Here is a 20,564-nt window from a genome sequence, read left to right as displayed (position 1 = left end):
TCTCTAAAAGGAATAAGATATCTGCGTTTCGTGATAAGTGGCGATAAAGATGTCTGGTGCTTTTGAATTTATCTTAGCGGGTATGTTAGTTGGTTTCTGTGTAGGGATTACAGGAGTTGGTGGTGGATCATTAATGACACCAATTTTAATTAGCCTTTTTAGAATTGAACCTCATATCGCGATTGGTACCGATTTACTTTATGCAGCAATCTCAAAATTTTGTGGATCAATGGTTCACGCTAGAAAACTCAATATTGTCTGGCCAATTGTTTTATGGCTAGCAGTAGGGAGTATTCCTGCATCTTTCATTACTTCATGGGTACTTGAGCATTATTTAAGCCAGTCAACACACTATAAAGCTGTACTCACCATGGTGTTAGGTTTTATGTTGACCTTAACTGGTGTTTCCATCATTTTCCGTACGCGTATTGAGAAATTTTTTAATAAATTCAGAACTAAAGAAGTCACTCAAAGTGAAAATGAGCAGTTGGCAATCCATAAAAAACGTAGCTTTATCGTGATTATGGGTATCATTTTAGGTGTATTCGTAACTCTTTCATCAGTTGGTGCGGGTGCATTTGGGATCATGGCACTTGTGATTATGTTCCCGAACTTGCCAATGATCCGAATTATCGGGTCGGATGTTGTACATGCGGTATTACTTACCTTAGTGGCTGGCCTTGGACACATGAGTGCTGGTAACGTCGACTTTACTCTTCTGATGTGGTTATTGGTGGGTTCGATTCCAGCAATTATTATTGGAACATTAATTAGTTCTCGTATGCCTGAACGTTTAATCCGAAAAATTCTAGGGATTACTCTATTTGCCCTCGGTGTTAACTTTATGGTTCATCCAGTCAAAGCAAAACCGAAAGCACCTGTGGTACAACAACAAGCAGTAGTTGCCGAAAAAACAGGCAACTCGACTGAAAGATAGTAAAATCAATAGGATTTTTCCAATCTGAAATACCATGAGATGTAGTATTTTCATAATTATTTCATGGTATATTCAGTACACAAAACAACCTTTAGTATGATCGAACCAGTGACAGCAATGACTACACATTCAAATTCCGTTTCAAAGCCAGATATCGACGACGTTAATATTAAAAGCATTCAAACTCTTGTAACACCAAATGAGCTTAAGTCAGAACTTCCTTTATCTGATGTTGCTTCGCAAACTGTTCTAAAAGGCCGCGAAACTATTCGTAATATTTTAGATGGTTCAGATAAACGTTTGTTTGTTGTTATTGGTCCTTGCTCTATTCACGACCCAAAAGCTGCTCACGAATATGCTGATCGCTTAAAAGCGCTAAGCGAAAAGGTTAAAGATACTCTATATCTAGTTATGCGTGTTTATTTTGAAAAACCACGTACCACCATTGGTTGGAAAGGTCTAATCAATGACCCAGATATGAATGACTCATTTAATATCGAAAAAGGTTTACGTATTGGCCGTAAACTGTTGCTTGAATTAAATGAAAAAGGTTTACCATGTGCAACTGAAGCACTTGATCCTAACTCTCCACAATACTATCAAGACTTAATTTCATGGTCTGCAATTGGCGCACGTACAACCGAAAGCCAAACTCACCGTGAAATGTCTTCTGGCCTATCATCACCAGTTGGTTTTAAAAATGGTACAGACGGTGGCTTAACTGTTGCAACCAATGCGATGCAATCTGTTAAATATGGCCATAGTTTCTTAGGTCTAAATGAAGATGGCCAAGTTTCAATTATTAATACAAATGGTAACCCTTATGCACACGTTGTATTACGTGGTGGTAATGGCAAACCGAACTATGACGCAGGCTCTGTTGCGGAAGCAGAAAATGCTTTAGCAAAAGCAAAAGTGAGCAACAAAATTATGATTGATGCGAGCCATGCTAACTCAAATAAAGACCCGTACTTACAACCGCTTGTTCTTAAAAATATTACTGAACAAATTTTAGATGGTAATAAGTCAATCGTAGGTATTATGGTTGAAAGTCACTTAAAAGGTGGTCGCCAAGATATTCCTGAAAATCTTTGTGATTTAGAATATGGTAAATCAGTAACTGATGGCTGTATTGACTGGGAAACTACCGAGAAGACATTGCTTGAAATGCATGAAGCTTTAAAAGAAGTTTTACCAAATCGCTAATTCATCTTTTTAAGATTGAAAATTAAGCCCTCATTTTTTGAGGGCTTTTTTATTTTTGGATGAAACTCAAAATTAAACTAAATAAAAATAACTCAAAACAAAAGCAAAAAGCAGCACGGTTTCACTTAGTTCAATCGCTGCACCAACTGTATCCCCCGTAATACCACCAATTCTTTTTACAAACAGATGTCTTAAATAAACGAGACTTATTAAAAAACTAATGATGGCAATAAGCCCTTGCAACTCCCAACACAAAGGTAATAGTAGAACGAACCCAGTGATTATCCATGAAGTTGTTTTAGGTAAGTGATCTGTCAAAGAACGCCCTAAACCTTTTTCACGTACATATGGTGTAGTTAAGAATAAAATAGATGGCACCACACGCCCAAGGATAGGAACAAAGACTAAAAATAACGTTTGATGCTGTTCAATCAATACATAAACCAATGCGAATTTGAGCAAACATATGATAACTAAGCTGAGGACTCCAATTGGACCACAACTTGGATCCTTCATGATTTGTAAAGTTCGTTGTTTATCACCAAAACCGCCTACCCATGCATCTGCCGTATCTGCTAGCCCGTCTAAATGCAGCCCACCTGTTAGCCAAATCCATAAAGTGATTATGATAGTTGCAAGCAAAATAACGGGTAATTTGGCAAAAAGACAGGCAACAATAAAAAGTATGCCGCCAATAATCAGACCGACTAGAGGATAAAACAAAATAGCTCGACCATTTTGTTGCGCCGTTGGTATAGTCTTTAACTCAATAGGCAGAACAGTTAAAAATTGCAATGCAATCCAAAAAGGTGTCATATCCAAGTCTCTAACTGATCTATATTTAAAAACAAATTGGATTATGAATAAATAAAAATGGGAATAGCAATCCCTATTCCCATTAAAGACTCCAAAAAACTGAAAATCTATTGCATTTGATAGCACTGTTTCAATTTAATGTAGTCGTAGTAAAAACTAGTTGGTGTATAACGTGCATAGTTACATGCGGACTTAAATAAAGTCTCTTTTTCGTTATAAAGCATTTTAACCAAAGTATTGCCTTGGCTATTTTGGTAAATATCCCATTGGACATTTGCCGCCATAGGTGAAACTACTTCACCGCGCCATGCGCTGGTTGAGTAATTATAAGTCTGACGTAGTGGTAAAGGCTGCATCATATTATGTAAATCTAGGCTGGTTGCCAAAGGAATAATAATTTCAGCATGGGCAAAACGTAAAACTGCTTTGTATGGTTGGGCTTTATTTACAACCGCATCAACTTGTTGGAACAAGTCCTGTTTGAGTCCTTGAGCAATTTCACTTGTGACTTGATTTGACTCTGTGAAACTTGGACCTTTTTCATAAAAATCATTCGCATCATTAAATTCAGCGTAGAATTTCGCAGCATCTAACGGCATATATTTATCAAAATCGACACCTTTTAACTCATCTTTCATACCACCAGAAATTGAATAGAGCTCATAAATATAAGCTGCTGCATCTACTGCACTAGCAATCGTATTTTTGCCCTTACCTTTTTCTGTAATTTGCTCACCTTTAGGTGAAGTGACTGTAAAAGATCCAGTGTTGCTAAAACTATAACCTGTTGTACCAAGTTTTTTAATAAAGTCTGCTTTAAAAATCGGGCTGAGCACTGTTTGAGCTGTTTTTTCAGCCTCGGTATTTTTCGATAACTCATCTAACTTTTGTGCTAAATCTTTATTATTTTCTTCAAAATCTTGATAGGCCTGGCTAGCATCATAAATTTCTTGTTGGCTAGCACTCAAGGGTTGAACTAAGTCTTCGTCTGCATTCAAACTATGAAAATAGAGTTTGAAACGATCAACGCCACCATCTTCAACACTTGGCACGCTTTCACTCGATAAATTGGTATAAGACAATGGAACAATTTTATCTTTCAGTGGCGGTCGTTGTTTGATGAGTTCAGCAGTGAAGAATTTTGCACTATCTACCGCACGATCCACTCCAGAACTTTGTACCAATATAGATGCTTGCGAGTTTAAAAGAGTTGATAAGCGCTGTAATAAGCGATCGGCAATGCCACGGTGTTCTAAAATACCAGTCATGGTTTCATTCCCATAACCATACTGGCGGATCCCTTCCACGCTATAACCTAATAAGATATTTGCCTTCATCATGGCTTCTAAATCAGCACCTAATTGCTCACCTAATGGTGTTAAGGCATTTTCTGATTTTGCCTGTTTCCATAAATTATAAAGTGCCAAATCATATTTTAGACTTGAGAGGCCTCTTGAACCGTGACGCGCCACTAGTTCTGTAAAAACTGGCTGGAATCCATTCGGTGCTTGTTCATAATTTTTTATTTCTTGTTGCGGTTGGTAAGGTGTTTTTGTTTGATAATATTTTGATGGGTTTGTGGATGGTACAGCTTGAGCTTCTTGATCATCATTATCGTTACAGGCTACGAGTAATAGTGATGCGGCGAGCATAGTTGTTTTAAATAAAATATTCATAAACCAGATGTGTGATTAATAAGAAATGCCATTAGCTTAGATACTAGCAATGACAGTTCTATTACACAGGATAAAATAACATTTTAAAAATAATAACTTACAAGTGTATAAAAATATAAAACTACTATCTTAATATAAAAGTTAATTGACCATCTGCTTCAGAAAATTCGAGTGAATATAATTTTCCAAGCTCTGCTGGCATTTTAAGTAAGTCATCTAGAGGTTGTTGTCTGGCTAAACAAGCCAATAGCTTAATCACACCGCCATGAGTAACAACTAAAGCATGCTGTAAGTTTTGCTTTTGCATATGCTTCAGCAAATCCTGAAAACCTTTAAGAACCCTTGTTTGAAACTGGTTTAATGTTTCTGCGCGAGGTGGACAATATTGACTCGGTTTTTGCCAAAAATTTGCAAGTAATTCGGGTGAAGTTTCATAAATTTGCTGAGTTGAGACGCCTTCCCAATCACCAAAATACATTTCCTTTAAGTCATGATTTAGAAGTAAAGGCAGCTGAGTTGTCTTCGCAAGTTGCTCAGCAAAACAAGCACAACGCTTTAATGATGAACTTATAATGACATCCCATGGCTGATTAGCCACTTGCTCAATGGTTGACTGCATTTGCTGCCAACCTTTTGCTGTTAACTCATCATCTAAATGTCCACGTAAAGTATGGCTATATTGACTTTCGCCATGTCTGAGCAAATCAATTCTAAATTTACCCAATTTTATCCCCGCTAACAGCAGCTTCGGCAAATGTAGCCATCTGGTTGTGTAATACACATGCCATTTTAACCAATGCCAAAGCAGCGCCAGCACCACTACCTTCACCTAAACGTAAATTCATTTTTAAAATCGGCTCAGCATTGAGTTCTTGTAAAATACGTTGGTGGCCATATTCTGCCGATTGATGGCCAAAAAGCATCCAGTCACGCACTTTAGAATTCATTCGTACTGCGCATAAAGCAGCGACCGAACTAATAAAACCATCCACAATGATAGGTAAGCCCACCTGCGCACAGCGGATATAAGCACCTGTAATTGCCGCAATTTCCAAACCACCTACGGCGGATAATGTTTTGAAGACATCACCGACGACATGTTTATGGTGAAGTTCAATTGCCTTTTCAATCACTTCAATTTTATGTCTTAACTGATCGGCACCAATTCCTGTACCAACTCCAGTTAATTGCTCGGCAGTATCATTTAATAAAAGACATGCTAAGGCAGAAGCAGAACAGGTATTTCCAATTCCCATTTCACCCGCAATATAAATATCTGCACCTTTAGATTTGGCCGTGTCTACACTGTTTTTACCTAACTCTAAGGCAGCACGGCACTCTTCAGCATTCATTGCAGCTTGTTTGGCAAAATTTGCTGTGCCGGCACGAATACAATGACGTTCAACTCCTGCATATTGATATGCTTCACCAACTGTACCGCAATCAATCACTTGTAAATGAGCTTGATGATATTTGGCAATGACACTAATTGCTGCACCACCAGTCGTGAAGTTTTGCAGCATTTGACGGGTAACGGCTTGAGGATATGCAGAGATATTTTCTTCAACCACGCCATGATCGCCAGCAAAAACTGTAATCCATGGGTGGCTAACTTGTGGATGCGCATTTGATTGCAAACTAGCAAGTTTTACTGCTATCAGTTCTAGATCACCTAAAGCACCTGTAGGTTTGGTCAGTTGAAGCTGGTGTTGCTCAGCTTGTTGTTTTGCGTCCACATCAGGTTGCTGTACAGATTGTAACCACCAGTTCATTTTATTTCTCACCTTTTAAAATCATTGGAAAACCAGCCACACAAAACACAACCTTATCTGCAATTTGCCCTAAATTCTGATGCAGTCTGCCTGCTTCATCGACAAATCGACGACTAATCTCACCGAGTGGCACAACGCCTAAACCAGTTTCATTACTTACTAAAATAATTTCTGACTCAAGCGTAGGTAAAATTTTTAACAGCTGCTCACATTCAAATTGTTGAACGTTTTGATCTTCTAAAAGTAACAAATTGGTTAGCCAAAGTGTTAAACAATCCACAAGAATAATTTGATTAGGTCGATCAATTTTTTGCAGAATCTTTGCTAAATATAAAGGTTCTTCAACCAAAGACCAGTGAGAAGGACGCTGATTTTGATGATGTGTTATTCTGCTTTGCATTTCAAAATCTAGCGCTTGCGCCGTTGCAACATAAGTGACAGCTAATTGCCTATCCATTGCCGTTTGTTCAGCCAGTCGGCTTTTGCCGGAACGGGCTCCACCCAAAATCAGTTGCAACATGAATCACCTAAAAACAAATGCTGATACGGATATAACTTACCTTGTAAAGTTTGAGCTTGATAATAACCAAATATTAAATGCTCAACTTTAAGGTCAAATTCAGCCTGTTTATATTGTACAGGTAATTCAGAAATTTTTTGTAAAATCAAATCACTACTATAGTCTGTTTTATACAACCCCAAAGTGATGTGCGGACAATATTCTAAAGCTGCAATTTCATTAGAAACTAAACCTAACTTTTGGCGTATCTGAAATAAGATATTTTCGGTATCTCCTATTTCTACAAATAGAGCACTACTAAAGCTATCGATTGAACCAATTTTTAAATGAAACGGAGCAAAATCTTCTTTTCTTAAGATTTCTTTTTGCTGCTCAAATTCACCAAAAATAAAGTCATCACTATAGACTTTGGTTTCGTGGTTTAAAAATCCACATATAAACAATGTGATATGATATTGACGACTATTAGGTTCTAATAAGAATTCTGAAAAATGCGCGCGCAAGGCATCTAAATAATCAACTATTTTTTGATCATTAATTTCTAAATACCACAATGCATAATTTTGCCGTCCAAAATGCCACTCAGGATAATCTCGTATAGATGTTGGCACCATGAACGTCGAGGGTTTTAGCAACACAGCTTTAATTCAAAATCATTCAATTTTTGTATTAAAGCATGTTTGCCTTTCAGTTGTAGAGCATAATTAAAAGAATTTAGGCATATTGAGTAGGCGCATTTTTTGAATTGGTAATATTCATGTTTAAAGGCTGTTTACCTTGTTCAGAAAATAAATATTGAACTAATTGCGTTAACTCAACTTCAAGTTGTGCTTTTTGAGCAGAACTCATATCCAGTTTTTTAACTTGCTCGTGTAAATGTTTAAATGCCTTAGTCTCTTTAATTTCTAAAAATTGAATCGCATAGGCATAACCTAAAGCAGCACCTTTTAAGAGATTTTTATAGGGTAAATCATGCGCGATATTTACCTCAATTGATGCGATTACTCTTTCATTATGAGTTAACTTGCGAAGTGGATCTCTTGCTACTCGTTGACAAGGGTCTTTAAATGCATATTCACATGAGTCTAGAAAGCTTTGTGCCATGCGGTCCAGATCTTTTGCATAATTAGGTAATACAATTGCAAGCCCTTGCTTTACTTCCCTAATTAAGTTTTCTGCAAACGCTTTAACTGAATGATCCCCCATTGCGACGCCAATAGAATCATAACCTAGTAAAGATGCATACCAAGCAAGCATGGCATGCACGCCATTCCATAGTCGGTTTTTGATTAATTGAATGTCTGTAATCTGATTAACCAAGACAACTTGACGCAACTTTTCGAGTAAAGGGCTGCCTTTTTCTACATAAATTGGCATATCCGTTTCACTATGAAACAGAATTAGATCCATGCTTTGTAATATATGGCCTGGCTGAAAATTACGGCGCATGTTATCAACATATAAAGATGCCTGATTTTGCTGATCTTGAGTCAATTTATTACAGTCTTCAATTTCGATTTGTTCTTCGTGTTCAACATCTTCTAAATGCTGTTCAAGAAAATTATGCTTAATACGAAGTTGGCGATATAAATTTTGATTAGATAATTTTGAAACCATGCGATTTACAACGGTATCGCAAAAGTAATGTTCTTTTAAAATATGTTCAGTCACATCTTCATCGTTGGTCAATTCTAATAGAGCTTCTCTAAGATGTTTCATAACTAAATATTTCGCACCAACTTTATTTAAAATAATTAGAAAAGTTAACGGCTCAATACATGTTTCAAGTGGCGAGTTAAAGCGAGCATATAATCCTTTTGCGATTATTTTTGCTTCAGCTTCGATGGCCTGTTCGGGTAAACACAGTGCAATCAAACTTGAATGGGTATACATCTCCAACATTTGTTGTTCATTTTCAGAATCAACAATGGTCATGTTCTCAATACGTTCATCATAAGAAAATTGCCCATAGCGAATGCTATATGTTCCAAATGCATTTACGGCTTCGCGAAAAAGACTATTTCTTGTAGAAGCAATAATTCTTTTTGGTTTTGTGTACCCATCCCAATGTGACAAGATCTGCGCTATATAACCACCGCCAATAGCACCGAAACCATGTATTCCCACTGTCAGTTGATTCAGACTTTGCGGAAAAGGTTCCTGCATTTCTGGCATGTCCATAACAGGGATAAATTGATCGAGATCGGTTAAAAAGTCATACATCTGATCATAATAAAAATGTGCTTTTTCCAGCATTTCGTCATTTGGTTCTTTAATATCTTTTAATAAAATCGTTAAACCTTTTGAAGTGTGAGCTGAAGTTAAACCATTTTCAGAATCTTCAAACATAAGACACTGGTTAGCGTCCAAGTGAAGTTGACTAGCAGCTTTTAAAAAAATTTCTGGATGCGGCTTTCCTTGCTCTACTTCATCACCACAGGTAATCACATCAAAAAATTTATAAACATTCGCATTAATTAAATATTCTTCGGCAATTGCCCTACGGCTTGAAGTCGCGACGGCCATTCTTAAACCCGATTTTCGTAAACGTTCTAAAACCTGAACTAAACCCTTTTTGATAGGTACGCCGTGTTTTCGAATATATTCGAGTTCCATCTCATCAGCTTTTTTTCGAATTTCTTTATAGGGAACATTTACCCCATATAACCGTTGAGCCAATTGCTCAGCAGTAGTTGCACTTAAACCTAAACATTGCATTAAATATTCGTGTGAAAATTCCTGTCCAATGAGTTCTTGAGATGCCTGTTGCAATGTTTGAAACCGCAATCGCTCAGTGTCAAACATTGTCCCATCCATATCAAAGATAGCTCCGTGAACAGGTTTTCCATGAAAAATAAGCACGTTTTTACCTCTTTTTTTGATCATGTTTTATTCAGGGTATACAAAAAAATGGCTAAAAAGGTAGGATGTTAATAAATGAAACATTAGTGGTTATTTTTTAATCAAAAATATAATCGATCTGTTACTGTGTAGAGTTAAATATCCAAAAGAGTTGAAATGTATAAATAACTATGAAATTAACTTTAACTACAAAAGCAGCAGGCCATCCTCGCCTGCTGCTTTTGATTAGTTCTTTTTGTTGCGCTGATAATGTTTATTTTTCTTTGTTCCATTTACCGCTAGTTGAACCTGCCTATTTTTATAATATTCTGCAGGCGCTCACATACCAGAAATCAACTCATCTTTTTCAACATCATTATTATTGGAGTCTCTGGTATAACTTTAAATCGCCTAAAACCCAGCATTACAGTAGTAGACGTTAATCTTAATTACTAGAACGTTTCTCAACTTTCCATTTAGATAATGATAATCATTTGCATTTAATAATGCAAGTTTATTTTATTATTTTTTTAAATTTATTAAGGAATACCTATGATTTATAGATATTCCCTATCTCACTTCACATTAATAATTAAATGTATAACTGAGGCCGTAAGTACGTCCTTCAGCTGGTATACTTTCTACAAGACCATATACTTTTTCTGCTTGTTGACTATAGACAGTTCGATAGTCTCTATTCCAAACATTATATACACCAAAATCTATACGTCCTTTCCAAGCTGGAAAATGAGCCAAAACATCCATCGTGCTATAGCCTTTAATTTTTACAGCTGAAAGTGAACCATCTTTTACTGCTTCATTTGTACCTTTTACAGCAAGCATTTGCACACGAGCCCCATACCCCTCATCGCTACTCCATTCAGCAAAACAGTACCTTTTATTGGTGAAACTTGAAAAGCATTCAACTCTTTCCATTTACCATCCGTATCTTTATATTGACCTCGCGTATAACCCAGTGTTCCCCCAACTTTAAACTCTTCCATAAATGGGTAGGTCGCCGTTAGTTCAGCACCATATACACGTTGGTCTTTGTCCATAACCTCAGCAACAGTTTCTTTATTACTGTTCTTGTAGAATTGAACAACTTTATCTGAAGTATTATAGAAACCTGTTATACCTAGATTTAGGCTTCGCTCCCCTTGTAAACGCCAGCCTAGTTCATAGCTATTTACACTTATAGGTTGGATATTAGCGGTTGATATATTAAATGCATCACGCATCATCCGTTGTACATCTGGAAAGCTAAAACCTTGAGAAAAATTAGCAAATATTTGCTGCTCATCTGTTAATTTATATATCGCTCCCAAATTAAATAAAACAGCATCGTCATTTACAGATCCGCTTGGCTGTATCCCATTTTTAGTCGAGTACTGTTCTGTTTCAGCTTTAATATATTGATAACGAGTACCAGCCTGGACATTCATACGGTCTGTTAAAGCGTAATCACCTTGTATAAAAACGCCAGCACTTTGAATTGTTGTATTTGGACCGGCATCGGAAGTTTTACCTGTAGGTTTATAGGTCAAACCTGTATTAAATGCTGTGAAATGCTCGTAGTGTTGTTGATTTTTTTCATGTTCATAATCTAAGCCATAAGTTAGATTAAGATCACGATTCATAATATTTAAATCACTTTGTATTGTTGAACGCAGACCAGCCACTTCGATTTCAGATTGAGATTGTTTTGCTTCTGTACCTTCCTCTCCTAAAAAGACTGGAAAGAAACGAGCATCTTCTTTAAGGTAATATCCTTCTAAATTTAAGACCTGACCTAAAATATCTTTATTTTGGTATTGAGTGTTGAATGCATAACGCTCTGTAAAAGGCTGATTAGATATTTCTAAACCCTTTTTCCCAATATATGAGTTAGGCGCTCCTCCATAAATATAATTTTTCCCATAATCAGGACCATAATTCGTATCTTGTTCATCTTTATAATATTGCGAACCCAAACTTAGTGATTGGTAATCAGTTAAATCTATATTTATACGACTATTAATATCAATTGTATCAGTATCAGGACGGCTACCTTGCATAGGTGCTATAGCAATACGATCACCATGGCTATCGAACTGAGATCCGCGACTAGTGAAATTAGCCCCTAAGAAACCATTTATATTATCTTTATTAAATGAAATAGATTGGCCAATTTCATAAGCTAGACTATCACTTCGAAATGTATCGGAAGACGTAATACCAAGTTTAGTTTCAAAACTTACTGGTTTAGTCGAATCAGCACGTTTCGTAATAATATTAATAATCCCGCCGGTAGAACCTGATCCATAAATACTTGTAGCTCCTGAAAGAACTTCAATACGTTCAATCATGCCTGGACTAATACTATTTAGTTGCCGAGCAACATCGCGTGAGCCATTTTGCGATACGCCGTCAATCATAATCATGACATCACGACCACGCATTGTTTGCCCATAGTTGGTAGTCGTTCCACTACTTACCCCAAGTGATAGAACCAACTGAGCCAGTATATCGGCAATTTTTCGTCCAGCAGTTGCCTGTTGTTCAATTTGCTGCTTTTTCAATCGTTTGAACTGTGCCTGCAATTTCGGCAATATTTTTGGGCGTCCTTGTCGCCGTCACTATAATTTTTTGCAATTGAGCTACAGGCTTTTGTGTCGGTTGATTATTAAGGGCTGCCTTTTCAATATTTGTATTTGCATAAACCTGCTGCGCAAATATTGCTGCTAGAGCAATACAACAAGGTTTTAATTTAAAATACCGTGATTCTGCACACATCAGATGATTTGAGTTAGCCCCAACCTTTTTGTATTGATTCATTTTCCCTTTCTCCAAACCCAAAAGTTATTAGATAGTTATAAGGCTCGGGATAATACTAAATATAAATAATAATGAGAATTGTTTTTATTAAAATAACTTAATTTAATACTACCTATCTTAAAATTAATTAATTTAATGAGATAAGAAAAAGATTTATTTTACTCATCAAGTACATCAACAAATTGAGCATTTAAGAGTTGTGCTAGATCTTTCGGGTTTAAGCCAATATCTAGTCCCCGTTTTCCTCCACTCACATAGATTTTGCTGAACTCTTGTGCAGATGCATCAATAACGGTTTTTAAGCGTTTCTTCTGACCTAAAGGACTAATCCCTCCGACCAAATATCCCGTTAAACGTTCAGCGTCTTTTGGATTGGCCATTTGCAATTTTTTACAGCCAAACGCCGTAGCCACTTTTTTTAAATTTAATTGATGATTAACTGGCAATACTGCAACAAAAAAATTCTTATCATCGCTAACCATCAATGTTTTGAATACTTCCCTTACATCTAAATTTAGTTTTTCTGCTGCTTCTAATCCAAAACTTTTAGCATTTGAATCATGTTCATATTCATGAATAGAAAATTCGATTTTATTACTTTTTAACAGCCTACATGCAGGAGTCATAATAAGTAGTGTTATAGATGAAATTATTTGGATTATAGTTTTTTTAGAAAAATTTTTAAAATTGCTTAGGCTATTTACAAGAATTACATAAAAAATCAAACAGCAACTGAATAAAAAATAATCTCAACTTGATATTCATGGCTCGACTCCATATATTTTATTTAGATTTAAGTCTGAGCTGACAATTTTATGAGTTATAAACACAACAATCTGATGGCTATGCGTCACCGTTTTTGGGATGAATCTTCAGATTATGTCTTAAATGAAAAGCAGTTTTTACAGCAGACGTTAATTGAACAAGGCATCTTTAATAACGCAACACTCGAGGATGTTAAGTATTTTTTCTATACCTTACCCAGCATTATTATTGTAAAAGCTCATGCACTTGGTTTTATGCATGATTCAGTCAAACAAATGTTATTACAGCATATTCAGTCCAATCGCCTTCACTTAATGCGGAAGTCTGAATTAAAGATCCAATTTAAAATGTAATTTAAGTTTTTGTGAAAGATCCGTTTTTTACCCTAGTTTTACTCACCTGAACGCTGTAAGTTTCTTAAATTTTAAAATTGCTTAGGCTATTTTAAAGTTAATGAAATAAAGATAGCCATTTCGACTGATCATTCAGTCTGAGAGAACTATTTTAATACGCTCAAAACATGTAATATTCGTTACAATTTTAGATCACCAGCGTTTGGCTGCATGATGCGCATAGGATTCTATTTTCATGTCAAATCAGAAAGATAAGCTTAAGAGTTTAAAAACTTCTTCCATGGATCGACGCTTATCAATCGCGAAAGCTTCTTTACTTGCAGGAACACGTTGGGCAACTGCAAGTGCCTCTTCTTTATTTTCTAATGAGGAAGAAAAAGAAAAGAAACGCAAAAAAGCGATGAGCGAGCAAGCTAATTATCTGGTTTCTGAAATAGGTAAACTTAAGGGTTCTATTGTTAAGATTGGCCAAATGATGGCCCTTTATGGTGAACATTTTTTACCTGAAGAAATTACACAAGCATTAAACACCTTAAATAACCAGACAGTTGCTTTAGATTGGCCTGCAATTAAGCCGCACCTTCAAGAGCAATTGGGCGCTAAATTAAATGATTTAACAATTGATCATGAGCCAATTGGTACTGCCTCTCTCGCGCAAGTGCACCGTGCAACACGTAAATCAGATGGTTTAGAGTTAGTTTTAAAGATTCAATATCCTGGCGTTGCAAATGCAATTGACTCCGATATGAGCTTGTTTAAAAACATGCTTAAACTGACACGCATGGTTCCTCAAACCCGTGAATTTGATCAGTGGTTTGATGAAGTGCGTGAAATGATGCATCGTGAAGTTGACTATGGTGTCGAAGCAGCAACTACTCGTCGCTTTGGTGAACGCTTAAAAGATGATGAACGCTATATTGTTCCTACAATTGTAGATGAATATTGCACAAATCAAGTGCTATGCATGACTTTTGAACGTGGTGTGCCAATTAATAGCCCTGTGATGTTGTCATTACCTCAAGAACGTCGTAATCAACTCGGTGAAGCATCATTAGAGATTGCAGTTCGTGAAATTTTTGAATGGGGTGAAATGCAAACTGACCCTAACTTTGGTAATTACCTTGTTCGTTTGGGTAATGGCCAAGATATTCAGGACAAAATTGTATTATTAGATTTTGGTGCTATTCGCCAGTTTGATGAACACTTGCTAACAGTTGCCCGTCAACTCATTCAGGCAGGTTATCAGCATAATAAAGATGCAATGGTGAAAGCCATGACTGGTTACGAGTTCTTTGATGCGATGCCTGAAAGTATTAAACCAGGTATGGCTGATGTCTTTTTACTTGCAACAGAAGCATTCAGTACTCCTGCAAATAACCCAGATATGCCCGCTGGTCTTATGGATGAACACGAACGTTACGACTGGAAGAAAAGCCAGCTTCATAGCCGTGTTATGCAACAAGCTAGTAAATCAATGGCTTCACGTTATTTTTCAGTTCCGCCAAAAGAGTTTATGTTTATTAGCCGTAAATTCATTGGAGCCTACACATTTATGACGGTTATTGATGCAAAAACCAATGTGCGACGTATGATTCGTAACTTTGCTTGATTTAATGAATGACTAGAATGATTCCATGTCATTCTAGTCAATCCTTCTCGGCTCCCCAACATTGCAATTATTTTAAATAAATAAAATCAAAAACTTATAATTTTCTTATTTTCTATTTACCATTTATCTACTCATTTTTCGAATGTCAGTAACGACATAGTTTTTTAATATGAGGCGTGTCAGCATAAAACAATAACAATGTGTTAGGACACCATAATCATGACAAGTATGATCAATAAAGCTCAGGGTTTGGGTTTATCGCTGATCACAAGATTGGCTGGAAGCGATGTACTTGATCAACTCAAGTTGCGTAAATTTGTTGAAAAATCTCTTTATCAAGGTTCAAAAGCTGGCTTTAGAGCATTAACGCAGACTCAAAAAGCATTTAAGCCCAAGCAAATCTCTCAACAACGTTTACCTCGCCAACAAAAAAATTTATTTGATTTAAGTTTAACCGAAGAACAACAAATGACTTCTGAAGCAATGTCTCAATTTGCTCAAGAGGTTTTATTGGGGTTAGCTCATGATGCCGATCAGGAAGCTCAGTTTCCTGAAAGTCTTTGGCAATATGTTGAAGATTTAGGACTTAACTATTATGCACTTCCAGAAGCACTCGGTGGAGTAGCAGCCGAACAAAATATCGTTAGTAACTTATTAATTGCTGAAAAACTAGCTGAAGGTGATTTCAGCCTTACAGCAGGATTACTCAGTACATTTAGCGTTATTAATGCAATAACACGTTGGGGTTCTGCTGAAGTTCAGTCGATGTACCTACCATGTTTTGCAGAAGACTCAGACATTACAGCAACTTTTGCTGTTCAAGAAACAACTCCAGCATTTAATCCTTATGCTTTAAAAACAAAAGCATCACTTGAAAATGATAAGTTTTTTATTGATGGTGAAAAAACATTAGTGATTTTAGGCGACTTAGCTGATGTATTTTTAGTAAGTGCAGACTTTAACGGTAAACCAGATGTATTTGTCGTGCAGTGTAATGAAACAATTTCAATAAAAAACACTCCGGCCATGGGCCTTAAAGCGACAGAAACAGCAACTCTTCGCTTTAATCACACTCCTGCTCTACGTTTAGGTGCAACAGATTTTGATTACACAGCCTTTGTAGATTTAGGCAACTTAATGTGGTGTGCAATGACTGTAGGTACATGTGAAGCTGTAAAAGCTTATTGTATTAAATATGCCAATGAACGAACCGCGTTCGGTGAACCTATTTCTCATCGACAAAGTGTCGCTTTCATGATCGCAGATATGGCTATTGAAATTGATGCAATGCGTATGTTGATTTTAAATGCTGCAAGCCTTGCAGAGTCCGGCAAACCATTTCACCGCGAAGCTTACTTAGCCCATCTACTTTGTTCTGAAAAATCCATGAAAATCGGTACAGATGGTGTGCAAATTCTTGGTGGACATGGTTTCACAAAAGAACATCCTGTTGAACGTTGGTACCGCGATTTACGGGCTACTGCAATTTTACAATCTGGCTTACATGCTTAAAAGATCAATCAGAGGATACTTTAATGAATTTACAAAATCCTAAAAAATTCAAAATGATGATTGATCAGGCACATGATGTTGCGATCAATGTTTTACGCCCTATTTCTCGTAAATATGATAAAGCTGAACATGCATATCCAAAAGAACTTGATATGCTCGCCTCTCTCATCGATGGCATGAATGAAGGTGGTGAAGGAATTAATGCTGGTGCTGCGGGTGCTGGAAAGCGCGGTGATACCGACAATGAAGGTATTCGCAATGGAACCAACATGTCGACCGCTCTTGGAATTATTGAGATGTGTTATGGCGATACAGGCTTATTACTGAGTATGCCTCGTCAGGGTCTTGGAAACTCAGCAATTGCTGCTGTCGCAAATGATGAGCAATTAGAACGGTTCAAAGGAACATGGGCAGCAATGGCCATCACCGAACCGGGTTGTGGCTCCGACTCTGCCGCTATCCGTACCACAGCAACCAAAGATGGCAATCACTACATTCTAAATGGTGAAAAGATTTTTGTAACTTCAGGCGAACGTGCAGATTCTGTCGTTGTTTGGGCTACGCTCGATCGCAAACTTGGACGTGCAGCAATTAAATCATTTGTCGTACCTAAAGGTACGCCCGGTATGAAGGTCGAACGTCTCGAACATAAATTAGGAATTAAAGCATCAGATACAGCAGTCATCAGTTTTATTGACTGCCGTGTACCAGCAGAGAACCTTTTGGGTAATGCCGAAGTGGATGTTGCTAAAGGTTTCGCCGGAGTAATGGAAACTTTTGACAATACACGCCCTCTAGTTGCAGCAATGGCAATCGGTTGTGCGAAAGCTTCACTAGAGCGTATTAAAGAGATTTTTAAAGATCAGCTTGATCCTGACTACTCGACTCCCTATCTGCATGCTTCTAACCTTGCAGCACAAATCTACCGTATGGAGGCTGAATGGGAAGCTGCTCGTCTGCTCATGTTAAAAGCGACATGGATGGCTGATAATAAAAAGCCAAACTCTAAAGAAGCTTCTATTGCAAAAGCAAAAGCAGGTCGTGTTGGTAACGAGATCACTTTAAAATGTGTCGAGTTAGCAGCAAGTCTAGGCTATAACGAAGATGAATTACTTGAGAAATGGGCACGTGATTCAAAAATTCTTGATATTTTTGAAGGTACTCAGCAAATTCAACAATTAATTATTGCGCGTCGTGAGCTTGGTAAATCTTCAAGTGAATTAAAATAAGAGCATCGTAAGGGAGTTTAAATTCCCTTGCTGCTTAGTACTAATCTATATGTAAAATAAAAAACCCTCTAATCACATGATTAGAGGGTTTGGTATTTCAGGAATATATTATTTATTCAATTTTTATGTTTCTAATGATTGATCTACTGCACCAAATTTTTTGAAGATTTTTGCACGTCGTTTTGGTGAAATGTTCGCTTTGTTCAAATCACCTTTATAGTGATCAAAAACTCGCTTATCCATTATTTTGAACCACAACGAAGGAATTAACGCAGGTAATAACATACTTGCATAACCACTTGGTAATTCTGGCGCCTCATCAAAATGACGTAATGCTTGGAATGGACGAGTCGGATAAGCATGATGATCTGAGTGACGCTGCAACTGGTACAGAAATAAGTTTGTTACTACGTTATTGTTGTTCCAACTATGCTCTGGCATTGTGCGCTCATATTGACCATTTTCTTTTTTCTGACGTAGTAAGCCATAATGTTCAATATAGTTAATAATTTCAAAAAGACTAATGCCATAAAATGCTTGTGTCGCTAAATATGGAATTGTACTTTTACCAAAAATTCCAACCATAGAGGCATGAAAAGCAGCACTCATTCCCCAGCCTTGTAATAATTCATTATCTGCTGACCAGAACTCTTTTCCTTTACGTTTTAAACGATTTTTCTCAATTTCAATTGCAGACTTAAAAGAACCTACAACTGTACGTGGCCAGAACTCATAAAATGTTTCGCCCATACGTGAAGAAGCCGGATCTTCAGGAGTTGCTGCACGTTTATGGTGTCCATAAGGATGTTCGATACGGAAATGGTTATAACCTGTAGGAACCAAAGCAAGATGAGATAAAATATGATCAATACGATCATGCTTATGGCTTAATTCATGGGCTGTATTAATCGCAATACCATTAATCGCCCCCATTGAAACACCGAGCAAAATTTTATCAATGAATGATGTAGTTTTTCGACTTGTTAAATAACATGCATAAACATTTGCAGCATATTGCAGTGGAATAAAACTCTTCACAAGACGTGAGTAATATGGATCTTTTTCAAGTAGTTTAATTTCTTCATCAGTTGGATTACGTGCATCCTTCCCGATAATCGTATCAATTGCGGGAATCACCACATGTAATAATAGTGGACCACCTAAAGCGAAAACTTTTTTTAATGGGCGTGGACCAAAATGGTAACCAGCTAAAATACCTAAACCAATTACAGGTAGAGCTGGACTAATCATCCATAAATAGCGCTTACGATCTATCTCACGCATAGACGCTGGCACTGGCATAAGTTCTTGCTGAACATTCACTGGTGCATTCATAGTCATATTTCCTTTTTCTATATATCTATATAGTTAAAGAAATAGTGTTTACTTAACAGTAGTAACCGTCCAAAAAACCTACGTTAAAGTCTTTGGCATTTTCTTCCACTTTTTTGTCCTAAAAACACATGTTGATCTATTCTTATAGCTCACTATAATTTTATTAAAATAATGATTGATCATTTAAAGATGGATGCACTAAGTAAATTTTTTGATGATATTCACCTTAATAAGTCTGAATACATCTATTTAAAAGCACAAGGAGAATGGGCTTTTAAAACACAAGATCAATCTGCTTTACTTGCCTATATTGTTTTAACTGGTTCAGTATATATTCAACTTAATGCTTCAGAAAAAATAATTGCGACAGCTGGTGATATTATTTTAATTCCTTCTGGAAAGGCACATAATGCCACCGACTCAAAATCAACAGCAAGTAAATTAGTAGATTCATTAGATATTACTTCGCTTTTTAACGGTCATAGACAAGACGCAATTGAATTTGGCACCTCCTCTCCTAATAAAACCTTATTACTGTGTTTGCGCTGTCAAATTGATACTCATATGGCAGGCCCTTTGATTAATGCATTGCCTTCAATCATGCATATTCAACACGAAAATCAAACCAACCCACCAGAATGGCTACAAATTGGGCTTTATTTTTTAGCAATTGAAACTCAAAAAATCAGGCCGGGACATGACAAAATTATTGATCATTTGGTCAGTATTCTTCTCATTGAGTGCATCCGTGATCACGTTCAACAAATGACAGATCAACAAAACTGGCTAAGTGCGTTAACCCATCCTGAATTAAGTAATGCCCTATCTGCTATTCACAGCCAACCAGAAATTGCTTGGACAGTTGAGTCTTTAGCAGAACAATGCTGTATGTCACGGTCCAAATTCGCAAATCTATTTAATAGTATTATTGGGGAACCACCTCTAACTTATTTGCAACATTACCGTTTTCGTTTAGCAAGTCAGTACTTACGCACAAGTAATTTTTCAATTCAGCAAATATCAAACAAAGTCGGCTATTCATCCGAGACTGCTTTTAGTCAGGCCTTTAAAAGAATTTTTGATTTATCACCTAAACAATATCGACAGCAATATATCGGACATCATCTCGATTAATAGAAAATAAAAAAGCGCCGAAGCGCTTTTTTTATTTGATCA

At 36.7% G+C, this 20,564-nt stretch carries 16 protein-coding genes and 1 pseudogene; 7 read left to right on the top strand and 10 right to left on the bottom strand.

From position 1 onward, the window contains the following. The first annotated feature begins 49 nt into the window (after positions 1-49). A complete protein-coding gene (locus tag JGE69_RS04770; RefSeq protein ID WP_017482233.1) occupies positions 50-937 on the top strand; it encodes a sulfite exporter TauE/SafE family protein in 888 nt (295 codons plus the stop codon). A 96-nt stretch (positions 938-1,033) separates the two neighbouring features. Beyond that, positions 1,034-2,143 carry a 3-deoxy-7-phosphoheptulonate synthase gene (locus JGE69_RS04765; protein ID WP_014206644.1) on the top strand — a complete coding sequence of 370 codons (1,110 nt, stop codon included), beginning with the start codon at positions 1,034-1,036 and terminating at the stop codon, positions 2,141-2,143. A gap of 72 nt (positions 2,144-2,215) precedes the next feature. Here the strand turns inward: JGE69_RS04765 and JGE69_RS04760 are convergent, their stop codons facing one another. The 9 genes and pseudogenes from JGE69_RS04760 to ybaK all read right to left on the bottom strand — a co-directional run bounded on the left by JGE69_RS04760 (position 2,216) and on the right by ybaK (position 13,211). Beyond that, entirely contained in the window at positions 2,216-2,959 is a 744-nt protein-coding gene (locus JGE69_RS04760) for an adenosylcobinamide-GDP ribazoletransferase (protein ID WP_182917318.1), read from the bottom strand. 107 nt (positions 2,960-3,066) lie between these two features. After that, complete coding sequence (locus JGE69_RS04755; RefSeq protein ID WP_199112479.1) at positions 3,067-4,635, bottom strand: histidine-type phosphatase; 1,569 nt, start codon at positions 4,633-4,635, stop codon at positions 3,067-3,069. 124 nt (positions 4,636-4,759) lie between these two features. Continuing rightward, positions 4,760-5,359, bottom strand: coding sequence for a histidine phosphatase family protein (locus JGE69_RS04750; protein WP_199112477.1), 600 nt, complete (start codon positions 5,357-5,359; stop codon positions 4,760-4,762). Beyond that, positions 5,352-6,407 carry a nicotinate-nucleotide--dimethylbenzimidazole phosphoribosyltransferase gene (gene cobT, locus JGE69_RS04745; protein ID WP_199112475.1) on the bottom strand — a complete coding sequence of 352 codons (1,056 nt, stop codon included), beginning with the start codon at positions 6,405-6,407 and terminating at the stop codon, positions 5,352-5,354. The genes JGE69_RS04750 and cobT overlap by 8 nt, the downstream gene beginning before the upstream one ends. A gap of 1 nt (position 6,408) precedes the next feature. Then, positions 6,409-6,927 carry a bifunctional adenosylcobinamide kinase/adenosylcobinamide-phosphate guanylyltransferase gene (gene cobU, locus JGE69_RS04740; RefSeq protein WP_057086318.1) on the bottom strand — a complete coding sequence of 173 codons (519 nt, stop codon included), beginning with the start codon at positions 6,925-6,927 and terminating at the stop codon, positions 6,409-6,411. Next, complete coding sequence (locus JGE69_RS04735; protein ID WP_057086319.1) at positions 6,915-7,541, bottom strand: 2'-5' RNA ligase family protein; 627 nt, start codon at positions 7,539-7,541, stop codon at positions 6,915-6,917. Before JGE69_RS04735 ends, cobU begins: the two co-directional genes overlap by 13 nt. A 100-nt stretch (positions 7,542-7,641) precedes the next feature. Continuing rightward, a complete protein-coding gene (gene mtlD / locus JGE69_RS04730; RefSeq protein ID WP_199112473.1) occupies positions 7,642-9,789 on the bottom strand; it encodes a bifunctional mannitol-1-phosphate dehydrogenase/phosphatase in 2,148 nt (715 codons plus the stop codon). 564 nt (positions 9,790-10,353) lie between these two features. Next, positions 10,354-12,585, bottom strand: a pseudogene (locus JGE69_RS04725) (TonB-dependent receptor). 158 nt (positions 12,586-12,743) lie between these two features. After that, positions 12,744-13,211 (bottom strand): Cys-tRNA(Pro) deacylase, encoded by a 468-nt coding sequence (ybaK, locus tag JGE69_RS04720; protein WP_017386867.1) that lies wholly within the window; start codon positions 13,209-13,211, stop codon positions 12,744-12,746. A gap of 189 nt (positions 13,212-13,400) precedes the next feature. On the opposite strand from ybaK, the gene JGE69_RS04715 reads away from it, so the two are divergent. From JGE69_RS04715 to JGE69_RS04700, 4 genes are all read left to right on the top strand, one after another. Then, positions 13,401-13,703 carry a hypothetical protein gene (locus tag JGE69_RS04715; protein ID WP_199112471.1) on the top strand — a complete coding sequence of 101 codons (303 nt, stop codon included), beginning with the start codon at positions 13,401-13,403 and terminating at the stop codon, positions 13,701-13,703. A gap of 235 nt (positions 13,704-13,938) precedes the next feature. Further along, positions 13,939-15,312 carry an ABC1 kinase family protein gene (locus JGE69_RS04710; RefSeq protein ID WP_199112469.1) on the top strand — a complete coding sequence of 458 codons (1,374 nt, stop codon included), beginning with the start codon at positions 13,939-13,941 and terminating at the stop codon, positions 15,310-15,312. Positions 15,313-15,540: 228 nt separating this feature from the next. Continuing rightward, positions 15,541-16,824 (top strand): acyl-CoA dehydrogenase family protein, encoded by a 1,284-nt coding sequence (locus JGE69_RS04705; protein ID WP_199113231.1) that lies wholly within the window; start codon positions 15,541-15,543, stop codon positions 16,822-16,824. 23 nt (positions 16,825-16,847) lie between these two features. After that, entirely contained in the window at positions 16,848-18,053 is a 1,206-nt protein-coding gene (locus JGE69_RS04700) for an acyl-CoA dehydrogenase family protein (RefSeq protein ID WP_199112466.1), read from the top strand. A 123-nt stretch (positions 18,054-18,176) separates the two neighbouring features. Here JGE69_RS04700 and JGE69_RS04695 read toward each other — a convergent pair whose 3' ends face one another. Next, positions 18,177-19,388: an alkane 1-monooxygenase gene (locus JGE69_RS04695; protein ID WP_199112464.1), complete on the bottom strand. Its 1,212-nt coding sequence runs from the start codon at positions 19,386-19,388 to the stop codon at positions 18,177-18,179. A 189-nt stretch (positions 19,389-19,577) separates the two neighbouring features. Between JGE69_RS04695 and JGE69_RS04690 the strand changes: the two genes are divergently transcribed. Next, entirely contained in the window at positions 19,578-20,522 is a 945-nt protein-coding gene (locus tag JGE69_RS04690) for an AraC family transcriptional regulator (RefSeq protein ID WP_413784466.1), read from the top strand. Positions 20,523-20,564 lie beyond the last annotated feature (42 nt).

The sequence above is a fragment of the Acinetobacter sp. C13 genome (assembly GCF_016809775.1).
Lineage (GTDB): Bacteria > Pseudomonadota > Gammaproteobacteria > Pseudomonadales > Moraxellaceae > Acinetobacter > Acinetobacter pittii.
Note: the sequence above shows the minus strand (reverse complement) of the source record. Positions and strands in the feature narration are given on the sequence as shown.